This is a genomic window from Streptomyces saintjeani (assembly GCF_055409605.1).
Genome location: NZ_CP189624.1, coordinates 3,832,793 through 3,847,533, shown reverse-complemented (window position 1 = coordinate 3,847,533; position 14,741 = coordinate 3,832,793). Strand labels below are relative to the sequence as shown.

Genomic DNA, 14,741 nt, shown 5'->3' with positions numbered 1-14,741 from the left:
TCCGTACTACGTCTCGGGGAGGGTTCGTCCCGACGGAGGACGAGAGGGCGCGGGGCCGGTCCTTAATCTGGCTTTACGTCGACGGGGGCGACCGGATCACCGGGTACCCCCCTCGTCGGGGGGTGGGGTTAACCCCCCGGGAAGACGGGGTCCGGCCCCAATGTGCCGTACCCCTCCCGGGGGACAGACTCAACGTCGTACCGCTCAGGGCCAGTACCGATCAGGGCCGGCCGGCGCGGACCGCCGCAACAGACGAAGAACGCGACGGGCACCCGCGTATCAATTGATGACCGACATAGGAGACTTGCCATGACATCGGCCGTGACCATTCCCCGGCACGGGGGTTCCGGAGGGCGTACGGCCGTCGCCGCGCGGGGGCGGCAGGTCGTGAAGGCGTACGGCTCGGGGGAGACCCGCGTCGTCGCGCTCGACCATGTCGACGTGGACATCGTGCGGGGGGAGTTCACCGCGATCATGGGTCCCTCGGGGTCCGGGAAGTCCACGCTGATGCACTGCCTCGCCGGGCTCGACACCGTCAGCTCGGGACAGATCTACCTCGACGACACCGAGATCACCGGGCTGAAGGACAAGAAGCTCACCCAACTCCGGCGCGACCGCATCGGGTTCATCTTCCAGGCGTTCAACCTGCTTCCCACGCTCAACGCGTTGGAGAACATCACGCTGCCGATGGACATCGCGGGCCGCAAGCCGGACAAGGCGTGGCTGGCGCAGGTCGTCGAGACCGTCGGGCTCGCCGGACGGCTCAAGCACCGGCCGGGCCAGCTCTCCGGCGGCCAGCAGCAACGCGTCGCCGTGGCAAGGGCGTTGGCCGCCCGGCCCGAGATCATCTTCGGCGACGAGCCGACCGGGAACCTCGACTCCCGTGCGGGAGCTGAGGTGTTGGGCTTCCTGCGCCGGTCCGTCGACGAACTCGGCCAGACCATCGTGATGGTGACGCACGATCCCGTAGCCGCGTCGTACGCGGACCGCGTGCTGTACCTCGCCGACGGACGGATCGTCGACGAGATGATCCGCCCGACCGCCGACACCGTCCTCGACCGCATGAAGGACTTCGACGCGCGGGGGCGTACGTCATGACCGTCGTGAAGACCTCGATGCGCAACTTCTTCGCGCACAAAGGGCGGATGGCGCTCTCGGCGATAGCCGTGCTGCTGTCGGTCGCGTTCGTCTGCGGGACGCTGGTGTTCACGGACACCATGTCCACCACCTTCGACAAGCTGTTCGCGGCGACGTCCTCCGACGTGACGGTGAGCCCCAAGGGCGCCTCCGACACCGGCGAGACGAAGTCCGACAACGGCAAGCCGCCGGTCATGCCGGCGTCGGTCGTCGACATCGTCCGCAAGGCGAAGGGCGTCAAGTCGGCGGAGGGCACGGTGTTCTCGACCTCCGTGACCGTCGTCGACGCCGACAAGGACAACCTCTCGCCGAACGGCGGCGGACCGACGATCGTCGGCAGCTGGAACAGCAACGACGCCCGCACCATGAAGATCACCTCGGGTGCGGTGGCCAAGGGTGCCGACCAGGTGATGGTCGACGAAGACACCGTCGACAAGCACCACTTGAAGCTCGGTGACGAGATCGGCGTCATCAGCGCCCTCGGCACGCACAAGGCGAAGATCTCCGGTGTCGTCGCCTTCCAGGTCACCAACCCCGGTGCGGCGATCTTCTACTTCGACACGAAGACCGCACAGGAGGCGCTGGTCGGCCGGACCGGTGTCTTCACGAACGTCAACGTCACGGCGGCGGCCGGGTTCAGTGACGAGCAGGTGAAGCAGGGCGTCAACTCGGCGCTCGGCGCCGGTGAGTTCAAGGTGCAGACCGCCAAGGAGACCGCCGACGCCAACCGCGAGCAGGTCGGCTCCCTCATGGACGTACTCAAGTACGCCATGCTCGGCTTCGCCGGGATCGCCTTCCTCGTCGGCATCTTCCTCATCATCAACACGTTCTCGATGCTGGTCGCGCAGCGCACCCGGGAGATCGGGCTCATGCGGGCCATCGGGTCCTCACGTAAGCAGGTCAACCGGTCGGTGCTGGTCGAGGCGCTGCTCCTCGGGGTCGTCGGGTCGATCCTGGGCGTGGGGGCCGGGGTCGGGATCGCGGTCGGCCTGATGAAGCTCATGAGTTCGTCCGGCATGAACCTCTCGACCGACGACCTGACCGTCGCCTGGACCACCCCCGTGATCGGGATCGTCCTCGGCGTCGTCGTCACCGTACTGGCGGCGTACCTCCCGGCCCGCCGCGCGGGCAAGGTCTCGCCGATGGCCGCGCTGCGGGACGCGGGTACCCCTGCGGACGGACGTGCCGGATGGGTACGGGCCCTGATCGGGCTGCTGCTGACTGGCTCCGGAGGGGTAGCGCTCTACCTCTCAGGTACTGCCGACAAGGCGGGCGAGGGCGCGCTCTGGCTGGGGCTCGGCATCGTCCTGTCCCTCCTGGGTTTTGTCATCGTCGGACCGCTGCTCGCGGGTGGGATCGTACGGGTACTGGGGGTAGTACTCCTGCGGGCCTTCGGTCCCGTGGGGCGCATGGCCGAACGCAACGCGCTGCGCAACCCCAGGCGTACGGGGGCTACGGGCGCCGCCCTGATGATCGGGCTCGCGCTGGTCGCCTGCCTCTCCGTCGTCAGCTCCTCCATGGTGGCCTCCGCGACCTCGGAGCTCGACAAGACCGTCGGCACCGACTTCATCATCCAGTCCGAGACCGGCCAGCTCCTCACCCCGCAGGCCGTCGCGACCGTCAAGAAGACGCCGGGGCTGAAGCGGGTCACCGAGTACAAGTGGACCGAGGCCGACTTCACCACCCCCGACGGTAAGGTCTCCAAGGACACGGCCATCACCGCGGCCGACCCGACGTACCCCGATGACCTGCGGGTCCAGACCGTCCAGGGCAACCTCAAGGACGCGTACAAGCCGGACTCCATGTCCGTCCACGAGGACTTCGCCAAGGACCACGGCATCCGGCTGGGCTCCTCGCTGAAGATCGCCTTCAAGGACGGGCGTACGGCGTCCCTCACCGTCCGCGCCATCACCAAGAGCGACGTCGCCATCGACTCCGGGGCCATGTACACGGCCATCACGACCATGGCGAAGTACGTGCCGGCCGACAAGATGCCCCTCGACACGATCCTCTTCGCCACGGCGGAGAAGGGGCAGCAGGACACCGCGTACACCGCGCTCAAGTCGTCCATGCGCGACTATCCGCAGTACAAGGTCCGCGACCAGACCGACTACAAGCAGGCGTTGAAGGACCAGATCGGCCAACTCCTCAACCTCATCTACGGGTTGCTGGCCCTCGCGATCATCGTCGCCGTCCTCGGTGTCGTGAACACCCTGGCGCTGTCGGTGGTGGAGCGCACTCGCGAGATCGGCCTCATGCGGGCCATCGGCCTCTCCCGGCGCCAACTCCGCCGCATGATCCGCATGGAATCGGTCGTGATCGCCCTCTTCGGTGCCCTCCTCGGCCTCGGGCTGGGCATGGGCTGGGGCGCAACTGCCCAGAAACTCCTGGCACTTCAGGGTCTCGGCGTCCTCGACATCCCCTGGCCCACCATCATCGGCGTCTTCATCGGCTCGGCGTTCGTCGGCCTCTTCGCCGCACTGATCCCGGCGTTCCGGGCGGGCCGGATGAACGTCCTCAACGCGATCGCCACGGACTGATCCGAGAAGGGGGGGAACTGGACCACCGCATACGGGGGTTGCGGGGGAAGACCCGGTGCCGAGGAGTCTTGGGGGACTCCTCGGCACCGGGTTTTGTTCATGTCCGGGGGCTCGCGAGGAGCAGGCAGTCGGGGCACACGTACACGTCGTCCCCGCAGGCGCACGGGATCGGTACGAGGGTCCGGCGCCCGCAGTGGCAGCAGTCCTCCTCGGTCCGTGCGGGTGGCTCGTCCGCGAGCAGCGCCTCCCGGTTCACGCGCTCGTCCTGAACGAGGCGGCGTCGAAAGGTGCGTTGGGGTACGTGTACGGGTGGTCGACGCCCATCGTCGCGAGGGCTGCGGCTCGCCTGCGTTCCCACTGCCGCCGCAACTCCCAGGCTTTCACCGCCTGTTGGCCGTGCTCGATCTGGAGGCGGAAGATCTCGGCGGCTTCTTCTTTGCTGATGCTGGTCCAGGGCCGGGACCAAGGGGAGACGGGGGCGGGGCCGTCGGGAGTGGGCTGGGCGGTGAGGTAGGCGGGGGAGTGGCGGCCGGGGCGGGGGCGGGGGGTGAGGACGAGGCGGGCCCAGGTGAGGGCTCGGGCGATAGCATCGCGCATACGTCGGGTCAGCTCCTTCGAAGCTGTCTTGGCCAGCCCCGTTGGACCGATTAGGCCCGGTCCTTCGGGGCGTTTTCGTATCCTGAAGGTAGCGTCAGCTGTAATGCCCTGTCCACCCCTGGAAATTACATGCACTTCTAGGAGCCTGCGACTGCCTGTAGGTACGGTCCAGAGGTGTACGAGTTCGATCCCAGCCGCCCGAAGTGGCAGCAAATCGCTGACGTGGTCCGCCGGCGCATCGCCAGCGGCGAGTACCCGCCGAACCACCTGGTCTCCGAGGTGCGCCTCGGCGAGGAGTTCGACGTGGCCCGCCCGACCGTCCGCAAGGCGACCGCCGCCCTCCGCGCCGAGGGGTTGATCGTCACGACGCCGAGCATGGGGTCGTTCGTAAGGAAGCGCGACGAGGGCGACGAATCCTAGTCACGGACTTCGCTACGCAAGTACCTCGGCGTCGACGCGGGAGAACACCAGGTCAGTCATTTCCGTGACGGGCTCGCGCCAGCGGGTTGCCGATGCGGGGTGGCGTAGGGCTGGTGGGTAGCTGGCTGCGTCGTAGTCGTTGGGCATGCGGTAGGGGTGGAATCCGTGGTCCCGCAAAGGGGTGAGGATCTCGTCGACCGTCTGTCCTTGCTTGGTCAGCAGCCTCGGTGTCACCTCGACGAGTAGTTCGGCGTCGTCCCGGAGGTGGTTCAGCACGGGCAGCAGTCCGCGTACGGCACCGGCTTCGCCGCCTTCTACGTCGATCTTGATCAGGCGGGCGGTGGTGACGTCGTCGGTGGTGAGGAGTCGGGAGAGCGGTGCGGTGTCGGCGGTGAACGACGATGCGACGGTGCGGGGCCGGACGGCGGTGGTGTTGCCGAGGTTCGTGGGGTCTTCCAGGTAGAAGGTCAGCCGTCCGGGGGTGTCGGAGGCGGCGGTGTTGACGGTGCGGACGTTCGCGCATCCGTTGAGGCGGGCGTTCCCGGTCAGGGCTTGGTGGAAGTCGGGGGAGGGTTCGACGGCTACCACCCGGCCTGTGGGGCCGACGAGTTGGGAGGCGAGCACGGTGTAGTGGCCGATGTTCGCGCCGACGTCGATGAAGGTGTCTCCGGGCCGGAGTCGGCGGGAGACGAAGGCGGTGAGGTGGGGTTCCCATACGCCGAAGAGGTAGAGGTAGCGCTGGATGACGTCGCTGGTCGTCACGGGGAAGAGGGCGCCGGATCGGGTTCGGGTGACCGTGGTGACGGGGTGGTTCTTCAGGTGTTCGTCCAGGTGGCCGGCGAGCCGGCGAACTCCTGGTCCGGCGGGGATGTGGCGGACGTACGTCCGTAGTGCTCGAAGAAGAGGGTTCATGGGACGTCTCCGGGAGTCGGGCCGTACGCGGGTGCGGGACCTGGCAGGCTGGTCGTGGCAGTACTGCGCGGTGGAGGAGAGAAGCACGTGACGATGGAGGCCGCTCCGGTCGTGTACCTGCTCGTCGGACTGACGGGGTCGGGCAAGACGACGTACGCGCAGCGGAAGTTGGAGCCGTCCGGGGTGGTGCGGCTGTCCGTGGACGAGCGGGTCTTTGAGCGGCACGGCCGTTACGGCGTGGACTATCCCGAGTACGAGTACTTCGCCCGGGAGGCGCCCGTCGTCGCCGAAGTGCGCCGGGAACTCGTCGAGTTGGTGACGGCCGGGCGTTCCGTCGTGATCGATCACGGGCTGTGGCGGCGCAAGGAGCGGGAGGACTGGAAGGGGCTCGTCCGCGATACCGGAGGGGTCGTACGTCTGTTGTACTTCCCGGTCCCGCGCGAGGAGCTGCTGCGGCGACTGAACGAGCGCAACCGGCGTGACGACGCGAATGCGTTGACGGTCACCGAGTCGGCGCTGGACGACTTCTTCGCCCGGTTCGACGTCCCTCACGGCGAGGGTGAGGAGATCATCGAGCCGGATTCCTTCTAGCGGGACGCCAGGTGGCGGCCAGCCGGGTAGCTTCCTCTGGCCACCACGGCGGGGTCTCCTGGAGAGAGACCGGCCGGAACGGGGTGACGTCGATCCGGCCGTCGTGCAGCGACAGATGGCTCAGCAGGCGCCGCGCCTCCAGCAGCAGTGCGGGGGACTTGGTCTTCCAACTGCCGTCCGCCGTACGGGCCGCGCGCCTTTCGAGGTCTTCCCGTACGCCGTGTCGCCATTTGAAGTGGTGGACGACGACCGGCGGCCGGTTGTCCGGCCGGTGTCCTTCGGCGCGGTGGTTTCCGGAGTCGACCGGCACGCCGGAGTGCGCGAGCACGATCTTGCGCGGGTCGCCGCGCAGCAGCAGGTGGGTGAGGAATCCGCCCAGGGGGTACGCCGCGTCCAGCCCTTCCCCCGAAGACGGCGACGGTGACCAGCCGGTCAGGCGGCCGTCGGCGGAGACCCGGTCGAGCATCAGCCCGCCGACCGTTCCGGTTCCGGACGCCTCCGCTTCGGTCAGAACCTCGGCCAGCGGGGCTGGGTAGGCGTGGAATTCGTCGGCGTCGGCCAGCAGATGCCAGCCGGTCCCGGCCCGGTCGCGGAGCATGTCGCGCAGCTCGGTGTTGGTGTGCTCGTGCCACGGTCCCGTACTCACCGCCACCGGGGTGATCCGCAGGGCTTGGCAGGTTGCCTTCAGTTCGTCGCGCCGATGCTCCGGTACGTGGCCGGGGAAGTGGAAGGCGAGGAGGAACCGCTCGACTCCCAGACGCCGGTAGTGGTCCACCCAGGCGGTCAGCAACTCCGGCTCCACCGGGCCGATCACGGCGATCACAGGCGGTGTGTCCATCACGAGATTCCCTTCAGGCTGGAGGCGATGCGCAGGAGGAAGGCGGCCTGCCCGGCGGCCGACGGCACACCGACGCGCCTGGCCGTGTCCGGCGCGGGCCGGGGAAGCGGAGTCCGGGCGAGTTCGTGGAGCAGGGTGGCGAGGCGTCCGGCGTCGCCTGCGGGGAAGGTCCTCGTCCAGTCCTGGCCGGACAGCCGGTCGGTGAGGGCCGGGTCGTGGTCGGACAGCAGCAGCGGGACACCGAACCGGACGGCGTCGACCACGAGCCCCGACTCCTTGCCGACTCCGGGGCGGCGGGCGACCACGGCGGCGTCGGCCGCCGCGTACACGGAACGCACCGACTCCGGCACGCCTACGACATGCAGCCGCACGTGCGGCAGGCTGCTCCAGCGCCGAAGGATCGCGGAATCGAGCGGGGCTCCGGCCACGATCACGTGAAGAGGACAGGAGGTCCGTACGAGTGCTGCGTCGACGACGCTGATGTCCTTGTACGGCCACCAGCCGCCCACCAGGCAGACGGCCGGCTCGGCGTCCGGTATCCCGAAGGCGTCCCGCGCCCGCTGCCGTTCGGTGTCGGTGAGCCGCTCGGCGGGGGCCGCGAGGGCGAAGGGCCGCGTCCGTATCCGCAAATGCGGGAAACGGACGGCCAGTTCGTCCCGGACCGCGCAGGTCGGCGCCAAGAGAAGCACTCGCCGCCCGCCGGACGCGGTGAGAGCGCCGACAGCCCGGACGAAGGCTCCCTCGGCGGTGACGACCTCGTGGACGAACCGCACATGGGCTCCGCCGAGCAGTCCGGCGGCCGAGTGCAGGGCCTCGCTCGCGCTGAGCACCACCACTGCGGCCCCGTCGGCTGCGGAGTGCGCCGTACGGACGCATGCCGCCTCGGCCAGACAGCGCGACAGCAAGGTCACCTGGTGCGGAAGGCGGCGTAGCCAGGTGGGCCAACGCCGCGAGGTGAACAGCCACTTACCGGCTCCGGCGAGGCACCGTGCAGCGCGCGCCGCCGCCATCAGCAGCCCAACAGGGGTCACAGCAGCGGCCGTCGAACCGTAGGGGGCGACGACGAGCACGTTGTCGTACACCGACGCGAGCGCGGTCAGGGCGTGTTGATGGTGTCCGCCGATCCGGTGCGCGTGAGGTTCGACGAGCACCAGGAGGGGGCCGCTCATCCGGTGAGCGCCTGGCCGTCGAACCGGGCGCGCAGCCAGGCCGGGTCGTTGAGCCGGTCGAACAGTGCCGGATCATCGGCGGCCTCGTGCGCGAACTCCATGCCCTGCCGCGCCCCGGCAACCGCGTACGACGCGAACTCGCCCTCCGCGCTCCCGGTCCAGGTGGCGATCCGGGCGGCCGTCTCCTGGTCGCTCATGCCGTACTCGCTGCCGCGCGTGAGCATCGCGCACTCCCGGAACCCCGCCTTCCAGGCGTGATACGCGGACTGGTCGATCCGCGTGGTCCCGGCGATCCCGACGGCGAACTCGGTCCGGCCAGGAAGCGCGGCCAGGACATCGACGGCCTCCCCGAGCTGCCGCAGGGCACTGCGCCGGACCAGCTTGAGTCCGCCGTAGCCATAGACGAGGCCGTTGAGCGGGTTGCGTGCCCGCCACACCCGCATCGACACCCCGTCCGCCAGCGGCGTCACTGTACGCAGGTCGAAGGCAGTGTCGATGACGAAGTCCCCGTCGGCCAGCAGGAATTCGTCCGTGTCGACGACCTCGGCGGCCAGGCGGTACGCACGCCGCATCCCCACCACACCGTGCAGGCGTTTCACCCTGACGCCGAGGACGCGCTCAAGCCGCGTGTGCAGGAGACCGGCGCGCGGTTCGTCGTACGACAGCATGACCGCGTCGATCCTCACCGCAGTGCCTCCAGGTAACGCGTGGCCACAAGTGCCGGGGTGAGCAAGGCGGTTGAGTCGTGGGCCTGCTTGGCCTGGGCGCGGTAGAAGGCGGGGTCGGTCGCGAGGCGGGTCACGATCGTGGCGGCCTCGTCCGGGGTGTCGAAGAGGAGGTCGTCGGCGATGTGCTCGGCGGGCCAGCCCGTACGCGGGCCGACGACCGGCAGGCCCATGCCCTGGCAGTCGATCACGGACATCGACCACGGACAGCCCGGCCGCAGCGGCGCGAGACCGAAGTGCGCACCCGCCAGCAGCTCGCGGTAACGCAGGCGGTCACCATGGTCCGAATCGACCATGACCCCGTCGAGGGAGGCGAGTTCAGCCCGGAAGCGTTCCGGACTCGGGTCCAGCCTGACGCGTTCCGGACTGCGGTCGCCGAGCAGGTCCAGCACCGTCAGCCGCACCGGGGAACCGGACGTCAGACGGCGGGCCAGAGCGGTGAACTCGCGGGTCCCGTAGTGCGCATAGAGGCGGTGGTTGTAGACGCCCGTCGCGATCCTGTCCGGCACGAGGGTCTCCGAGGGGTCGCGGACCAGGCGCTCGTCCCGGGGCGCGGGGACGACGTGCAGTTTCCCTCCCAGCTCCACCCCCATGCGGGCCGCGACCGCCGACGTCCACGACGCGGCGGTGCCCGAGTGCACCAACACCCGGTCGCACGCGGCCAGTCCGCCGACGAAAGCCAGCAGGATCGAACGGCCCAGGCCGCCGTCGTCCAACGACGGGTCCAGACACAGCCGTTCGCCATCGACGAAGGAGAACGGCAGATAGTGGCAGTACCCGGCGACCAACGCATCGACCCCGGCTTCCACCAGCGCGGCCCGCACCGCCGGCGCCGCCTCGATCTGGTTGACCACCACGGCCTGCGGCCTCACCTCACGGACCACCGAAGCCAGGCCATCCAGGTCGGGGGCGAGACGCGCGCGGTACTTCGTCGCCGGGGAAGCGGTCGTCACGAACCGGACCCGCTCGTCCCCGACAGGGACCGGCGCGGCCACCGTGACCTCCACTCCGGCATCCGCCCACGCCGACGTGAGCAGTTCGGCGAAGGTGAACCCCGAATCGGCCGACAGGCGGCCGGGGTTGGAGACGTTGAGCAGGTACAGCAGGCGCTCAGGGAACGCGCCGTCTTCCGGTCGTAAAGCATTGGGCACAGCTCTGACCTCCTTGTCCTTGTGGCTTGAGTGGTTTCGAGCGGAGCCGGTCAGAGGCGGTTCAAGACCGCCAGGCCGAGAAGGGGGATCGAGCTGATGGCCACGACGCCGAGGTACGTGGTCCAGCCGTAGCGGTGGAGGAGGCGCTTCACCGCGACCCGTCGTGCGTGTTCGCGACGTGCATCTTCCACAGGACCGCCGCGTCGCTCGCCGCCGACGGGTCGTAGTCCTTGTTCGGCTCGCCGGTCGCCGTCTTCCTCTTCATGTGTCTGGCCCACTTGCCGACCAGGACCGTGCAGTCGGCGCAGTCGTCGACGATCTCGGGGGTGGTGAACTCCTGGGGGTACGGCGTGCTGTTGCTCGGCATCGTCAAGCTCCTGGTGTTTCAGGAAAGAGGAAGGGAACACCACGTCGTCCTGCCGTCGGGGCTGACTCCCCACTCCTTCGCGAGGGCGCCGACGAGTTCCAGTCCCCGGCCGTTCTCGTCCGCGTCGGAGGCGACGCGGCGCCGGGCCGGGGTCGGGTTCTCGTCGGTGACGTCGATACGGAGTTCTCCGTGGGTGCACTCGACGTGGAGCGTGGCCGGGAGGCCCTTGCCGTGTCTGAGTACCGGTAGGCCACTGGCGAGGTTTCCGCTGTGCAGTCCCTTTTCCAGTGGCCCCCGGCCCGAACCCGCCGTGCACCCTTTCGGTGCAGCGGGCTCTCCAGTGACTACTGCGTGCTGTTCACCCGGGTTACGTATGGATGCTTCCGTGACAAGGCGGGCAGACCACGAGGGTTCTGCGTCGTTTCTTGAGCATCAGTTGCGCCCATGCGGGCTGTTCTCCTGCGCTTCTTAGCTCTGCGAGGGAGCGAACTTGGTGTACTTGCACTTCAGTTCGGCTCTCGCAGAGTTCACACTGTCCGCGTTGTAGCCGGTCGATGAGTTGGCTGCCGCGCGGGCGGCTGCGTGGGGTGAACAAGGTGGACGGGAGGTCGTCGAGGACGGCCGTCCGTTTCCGGGTGAGGGGAATGCCACCGAACCGTGCGGTCAGTGGTTTCCTGCCCTCGCGTTCGATCCTGGCCTCGAAGCACCTGCGTGGTCCTTGGGGTGTCCTGATGGTTGTTTTGTAGCGGTTGGCCATCGTGGTCACCCTTGACCGGTGCCGGGCGGCCAGGGTCTTGAGCATGGAGGTCAGCATGACCCCCTTGAGCCGGTCGAGTCTCCAGACGTCGCCGGCCAGCAGGTAGTACTGAACGATGCCCCGGTACTGCGCTCCGTAGATGCCGATGATGTCGAAGGGTGTGCAACTCGTCAGCGGGAGCAGGTGCGTGGGTTTGCCACGGCGGAGGAACGGGGCGCATTTGGCCTTGATCACGTCTTTGGGCACACGGAGTTGTATCTTCCCGTTGATGGAGCGGAGGCCGCGATTGATGCGACCACCCCGGGAGACCTTTTCGTCTGCGTGCTGGACGGTGATCTCGTAGCCGAGGAAGCGGGCCGCCTGGGTGCGGCCGTGGGTGATCAGCGTCTTGTCCTGGTTGAGTTCCAGCTTGAGGTCGTCGCGCAGGAATGTGGCCAGGCGCTGTTTGATCGTCTCGGCTTCGGCCTTGGGTCCGATGAACCCGAGGAGGTGATCGTCCGCGTAGCGGATGTAGCGCAGCCGCCGGTAGCCCGGGTCGTGTGGATCTCCGGCCGGATGACGGCGTAACTCCTTTCGCCATTGGCGGACTTGGGCGGACTCGGTGTTCTCCTTCCTGTAGGCGAGCCGCTTCCGGGCAGCCCCGATCGCGTTCTCCAGCTCCTTGTAGGCCGGGTTCTTGCGGCGGGTTTTCCCTCGGGCGTATTCCGGGATGAGAACTGTCTCGACGAATGTGTCCAGCCGGTCCATGTAGATGTTGGACAGAAGCGGGGAAAGCACACCGCCTTGCGGGGATCCCGACAGCGTGGCGTGCCATCTCCAGTCTTCCAGGTATCCCGCCTTCAGCATCTGTCGGATGAGGCGGAGGAACCGGTTGTCGTGGATCTTCTCCGACAGGATGGCCAGCAGGACTTCATGGTCCAGCGAGCCGAAGCAGTCGGAGATGTCTCCTTCAATGAACCAGGTTGTCCCGGTCCAGTTGTATGTCACCTCGGACAGTGCCGTGTGACAGCCCCGGCCGGGGCGGAAACCGTGGGATCGGCCGGAGAAGCGCGGCTCGTAATACGCCTCTAACAGAAGGCGGATCACTTCGCCGACGAGTTTGTCCGACCAGGACGGCAGACCGAGCGGGCGCGTTTTTCCGTTTGATTTCGGAATGTGGACGCGCCTTACCGGGCGGAAGCGGTAACGCTCGTGGCGCATGGCTTCGATGATGTGCCCGATCTTGGCTCCGGACATGCCGTCCGCGGTTTCCCCGCAGGCTCCGGGTGTCATCGCGCCGTGGTTGGCGTAGATGCGCCCGTATGCCAGTAGATACAGGTTCGGGTTGAACAGTTGTCGATACAGTTCATCACACGGCAGGTTCTGCCTGCCGCGTTCACGCAGGACATCAAGCACCGTTTCGGCGTTCTGCATTACGCATACCTCCCAGCATCGTGATGTCCGATCACCTGGCCCCCTTCGCCCTGCGGACGGTTTTCCCGTCCTCCTTGGCAGGTCGTTATTCCTGCGACTACTACGGGGCCTCCGTCACCTTGGGGCTCGCGCCCTTTAGGTGATCCCATGTTCGTCTCTGTTGTACGTATCTAGCGCGACTTAGGCGCCCCACTCATCTCCTTGAATTCCCTCACTGGGAATCAGTCCGCGCCCCGAAGGGTGTGGTGGATACGCAATTACTCCACCACAGGACGCGGCATCGGTGTCAGGTAGGTTTCCGATGGATGCCAGCCCTTTCATCCCTTGGAGATTGGGGTTCAGGCAGTACAGCTTTCGCCGTATCGCGCGGGTCCCTCTACGCATCACTTCCATACCTGAACGTGATCGTTGATTTCCTGGCATGCTGCTGTCCCCTTCACCTTTCGGATCCAGGTAAGCCATCAGACCCAGGAACCTCCCTTCAGTTCCTCCCGGTTGAACCGGGGATACAACAGAGCGCCTCATGGCGCACCGGCGTTGGTGACCAACTCCGAGACGACGAGCAGGACTTCGTCCTTCAGCGCGGAGAGGTCCCACAGGCCCAGGTACGCGGCGGTGATCGTCCGCAGGTGCCGGACCTGGGTGAACAGGGGGAGGAACGTGACCTCGAAGGTGCGCAGGAGGAGGGCGTTGTTGTCCATGTGCATCCCGTTCTGGCCTCGGCCTCGTGATGTTCCGTAGCGTTCGTAGCTTGCTCCTTTTGGCGGTAGCTCTGCAATAAGGTTGATGAAACTGCCAATAGGAACAGATGTTCACCCTGGTCGCTGGGTCGTGAAGGGTGGGAGCATGCGTTCATGACTCAGAAACGCGCGACGCCAACCATGTGGAGGCGCAGAGTTGGCGCGCAGTTGCGTCATTGGCGTGAGCCGGTGAAGTCGGGTGACGCGGCCAAGATGGTGGGGTGGGACGCTACCCGGCTCTCACGCGTCGAGCGTGGCCTCTACCGCATCTCCGGAGAAGAAGTTCACGAACTCTGCGCAAAATTGGCGGTCGATGACCCAGCTGGCGTAGAGGAGGTGGCGAGGGTTGCCGAGGAGCCGACCGGTATGGGGTGGTGGGCTCCGTACGCCGACCGGATCGCGCCGAACTACCTGGACTTCATTGAGTTGGAGGCTCGGGCGGAGAGTATCCGGATCTACCATCCTGCGATCATTCCGAGTCCGCTCCAGAGCATCGCGTACGCACGGGAGATCATCGGCCGGGCCGCGTCGGCTCACCCGAAGAAGCAGGTGGATGCGCTGGTGACGATCCGCATGGCTCGACAGGAGATCCTCAGCCGAGGGGGGAACCCCGTCACGCTCCACGCGTTGGTGCCCGAGGCCGCCCTTCACGCGCGTTTCGAGTCGGGGTACGCCCTCATGAAGGACCAGATCCGGAAGCTCATCGACGTGTCCGAACTGCCTGGTGCCACCGTGCAGTTGCTGCCGCTCGCAGCGCACCCGGCTTATGGTTCGGACGGACCGATCACAGTCATGACCTTCCGTCACCCCTGGCTGCCGGTCGGCAGCATCGAGAACTATCTGGGCGGGTTCCATACGGACGACCCCGCGCAAGTGAGCTTTCTGGAAGAGGAGTTCGCCAACCTCGTTTCCATCGCGTACTCCGCGGACGAATCGCGGATGATCCTGACCAAGTATCTGGGAGGAGTGCATCAGTGACCGCACATGTTCGACGCCGTCCGTCCGGGTTTGCTGCCGAGGATGCCCTTTGGAGGAAGTCCTCCTACAGCGGCACCTACGCTCAGTGCGTCGAGATCGCCGACCTCAGCACCACCGTCGCCGTCCGGGACTCCAAGGCCCCGACCGGCCCCGCCCTCCTCCTCGCGCCGACGGCGTTCGCGAGTTTCATCGCGCGGTTGTGAGTGTCCGTAGCTGCTGGTGTCCCTGGTCACAGCCAGGACGCTAGGGAGCCATGGAAGGCGGTGCGAGAGTGTTTTCTTCATTTTTCTCGCGCCGCCTGCGAGGTTTCTCTGTTTTTCTCACGCCGATGAAGAGAACCCATGGCAACGCCGGGGCGCCTCCGATCAAGCTTGGGTGACCGTCCCTCCCGGCGAAAGGACCCGAC

The 14,741-nt window shown here is 67.2% G+C and carries 16 protein-coding genes; 6 read left to right on the top strand and 10 right to left on the bottom strand.

The features are described 5' to 3' along the window. The first annotated feature begins 309 nt into the window (after positions 1 to 309). Positions 310 to 1,098 carry an ABC transporter ATP-binding protein gene (locus ACQCO7_RS17305; protein ID WP_464072684.1) on the top strand — a complete coding sequence of 263 codons (789 nt, stop codon included), beginning with the start codon at positions 310 to 312 and terminating at the stop codon, positions 1,096 to 1,098. Continuing rightward, entirely contained in the window at positions 1,095 to 3,677 is a 2,583-nt protein-coding gene (locus ACQCO7_RS17300; protein ID WP_464072683.1) for an ABC transporter permease, read from the top strand. Before ACQCO7_RS17305 ends, ACQCO7_RS17300 begins: the two co-directional genes overlap by 4 nt. A 97-nt stretch (positions 3,678 to 3,774) precedes the next feature. On the opposite strand, the gene ACQCO7_RS17295 is transcribed toward ACQCO7_RS17300, so the two are convergent. Both ACQCO7_RS17295 and ACQCO7_RS17290 read right to left on the bottom strand, forming a co-directional pair. Next, on the bottom strand, positions 3,775 to 3,933 hold the full coding sequence (locus tag ACQCO7_RS17295; protein WP_464072682.1) for a hypothetical protein: 159 nt from the start codon (positions 3,931 to 3,933) through the stop codon (positions 3,775 to 3,777). Then, positions 3,930 to 4,274, bottom strand: coding sequence for a hypothetical protein (locus tag ACQCO7_RS17290; RefSeq protein ID WP_464072681.1), 345 nt, complete (start codon positions 4,272 to 4,274; stop codon positions 3,930 to 3,932). Before ACQCO7_RS17290 ends, ACQCO7_RS17295 begins: the two co-directional genes overlap by 4 nt. 174 nt (positions 4,275 to 4,448) lie before the next feature. On the opposite strand from ACQCO7_RS17290, the gene ACQCO7_RS17285 reads away from it, so the two are divergent. Continuing rightward, complete coding sequence (locus ACQCO7_RS17285) at positions 4,449 to 4,694, top strand: GntR family transcriptional regulator (RefSeq protein ID WP_464072680.1); 246 nt, start codon at positions 4,449 to 4,451, stop codon at positions 4,692 to 4,694. Positions 4,695 to 4,706: 12 nt separating this feature from the next. Here ACQCO7_RS17285 and ACQCO7_RS17280 read toward each other — a convergent pair whose 3' ends face one another. Then, positions 4,707 to 5,606 (bottom strand): FkbM family methyltransferase, encoded by a 900-nt coding sequence (locus tag ACQCO7_RS17280; protein WP_464072679.1) that lies wholly within the window; start codon positions 5,604 to 5,606, stop codon positions 4,707 to 4,709. 93 nt (positions 5,607 to 5,699) lie between these two features. On the opposite strand from ACQCO7_RS17280, the gene ACQCO7_RS17275 reads away from it, so the two are divergent. Beyond that, positions 5,700 to 6,197 (top strand): ATP-binding protein, encoded by a 498-nt coding sequence (locus ACQCO7_RS17275; protein ID WP_464077223.1) that lies wholly within the window; start codon positions 5,700 to 5,702, stop codon positions 6,195 to 6,197. Here ACQCO7_RS17275 and ACQCO7_RS17270 read toward each other — a convergent pair. From ACQCO7_RS17270 to ACQCO7_RS17240, 7 genes are all read right to left on the bottom strand, one after another. After that, a complete protein-coding gene (locus ACQCO7_RS17270; protein ID WP_464072678.1) occupies positions 6,175 to 7,035 on the bottom strand; it encodes a glycosyltransferase family 2 protein in 861 nt (286 codons plus the stop codon). The genes ACQCO7_RS17275 and ACQCO7_RS17270 overlap by 23 nt on opposite strands. Beyond that, positions 7,035 to 8,204: a hypothetical protein gene (locus ACQCO7_RS17265; protein WP_464072677.1), complete on the bottom strand. Its 1,170-nt coding sequence runs from the start codon at positions 8,202 to 8,204 to the stop codon at positions 7,035 to 7,037. The genes ACQCO7_RS17270 and ACQCO7_RS17265 overlap by 1 nt, the downstream gene beginning before the upstream one ends. Beyond that, positions 8,201 to 8,890 (bottom strand): hypothetical protein, encoded by a 690-nt coding sequence (locus ACQCO7_RS17260; RefSeq protein ID WP_464072676.1) that lies wholly within the window; start codon positions 8,888 to 8,890, stop codon positions 8,201 to 8,203. The genes ACQCO7_RS17265 and ACQCO7_RS17260 overlap by 4 nt, the downstream gene beginning before the upstream one ends. Beyond that, positions 8,887 to 10,080 (bottom strand): glycosyltransferase family protein, encoded by a 1,194-nt coding sequence (locus ACQCO7_RS17255; RefSeq protein WP_464072675.1) that lies wholly within the window; start codon positions 10,078 to 10,080, stop codon positions 8,887 to 8,889. Before ACQCO7_RS17255 ends, ACQCO7_RS17260 begins: the two co-directional genes overlap by 4 nt. 148 nt (positions 10,081 to 10,228) lie before the next feature. Further along, on the bottom strand, positions 10,229 to 10,447 hold the full coding sequence (locus ACQCO7_RS17250) for a hypothetical protein (RefSeq protein WP_464072674.1): 219 nt from the start codon (positions 10,445 to 10,447) through the stop codon (positions 10,229 to 10,231). A 367-nt stretch (positions 10,448 to 10,814) separates the two neighbouring features. Beyond that, entirely contained in the window at positions 10,815 to 12,617 is a 1,803-nt protein-coding gene (locus ACQCO7_RS17245; protein ID WP_464071883.1) for a reverse transcriptase domain-containing protein, read from the bottom strand. A 521-nt stretch (positions 12,618 to 13,138) separates the two neighbouring features. Continuing rightward, positions 13,139 to 13,318: a hypothetical protein gene (locus ACQCO7_RS17240; protein WP_464072673.1), complete on the bottom strand. Its 180-nt coding sequence runs from the start codon at positions 13,316 to 13,318 to the stop codon at positions 13,139 to 13,141. 153 nt (positions 13,319 to 13,471) lie between these two features. Between ACQCO7_RS17240 and ACQCO7_RS17235 the strand changes: the two genes are divergently transcribed. After that, on the top strand, positions 13,472 to 14,335 hold the full coding sequence (locus tag ACQCO7_RS17235) for a helix-turn-helix domain-containing protein (protein WP_464072672.1): 864 nt from the start codon (positions 13,472 to 13,474) through the stop codon (positions 14,333 to 14,335). Continuing rightward, the gene (locus tag ACQCO7_RS17230; RefSeq protein WP_464072671.1) at positions 14,332 to 14,538 is read left to right on the top strand and encodes a DUF397 domain-containing protein; all 207 of its coding nucleotides are present in this window, start codon (positions 14,332 to 14,334) and stop codon (positions 14,536 to 14,538) included. The genes ACQCO7_RS17235 and ACQCO7_RS17230 overlap by 4 nt, the downstream gene beginning before the upstream one ends. The last annotated feature ends 203 nt before the right edge of the window (positions 14,539 to 14,741 follow it).

Excerpts from the sequence above, each read along its gene's own strand:
- ACQCO7_RS17305 (WP_464072684.1), top strand. The coding sequence starts at position 310 with ATGACATCGGCCGTGACCATTCCCCGGCACGGGGGTTCCGGAGGGCGT.
- ACQCO7_RS17300 (WP_464072683.1), top strand. The coding sequence starts at position 1,095 with ATGACCGTCGTGAAGACCTCGATGCGCAACTTCTTCGCGCACAAAGGG.
- ACQCO7_RS17290 (WP_464072681.1), bottom strand. The coding sequence starts at position 4,274 with ATGCGCGATGCTATCGCCCGAGCCCTCACCTGGGCCCGCCTCGTCCTC.
- ACQCO7_RS17280 (WP_464072679.1), bottom strand. The coding sequence starts at position 5,606 with ATGAACCCTCTTCTTCGAGCACTACGGACGTACGTCCGCCACATCCCC.
- ACQCO7_RS17275 (WP_464077223.1), top strand. The coding sequence starts at position 5,700 with ATGGAGGCCGCTCCGGTCGTGTACCTGCTCGTCGGACTGACGGGGTCG.
- ACQCO7_RS17270 (WP_464072678.1), bottom strand. The coding sequence starts at position 7,035 with ATGGACACACCGCCTGTGATCGCCGTGATCGGCCCGGTGGAGCCGGAG.
- ACQCO7_RS17265 (WP_464072677.1), bottom strand. The coding sequence starts at position 8,204 with ATGAGCGGCCCCCTCCTGGTGCTCGTCGAACCTCACGCGCACCGGATC.
- ACQCO7_RS17250 (WP_464072674.1), bottom strand. The coding sequence starts at position 10,447 with ATGCCGAGCAACAGCACGCCGTACCCCCAGGAGTTCACCACCCCCGAG.
- ACQCO7_RS17245 (WP_464071883.1), bottom strand. The coding sequence starts at position 12,617 with ATGCAGAACGCCGAAACGGTGCTTGATGTCCTGCGTGAACGCGGCAGG.
- ACQCO7_RS17240 (WP_464072673.1), bottom strand. The coding sequence starts at position 13,318 with ATGGACAACAACGCCCTCCTCCTGCGCACCTTCGAGGTCACGTTCCTC.
- ACQCO7_RS17235 (WP_464072672.1), top strand. The coding sequence starts at position 13,472 with ATGACTCAGAAACGCGCGACGCCAACCATGTGGAGGCGCAGAGTTGGC.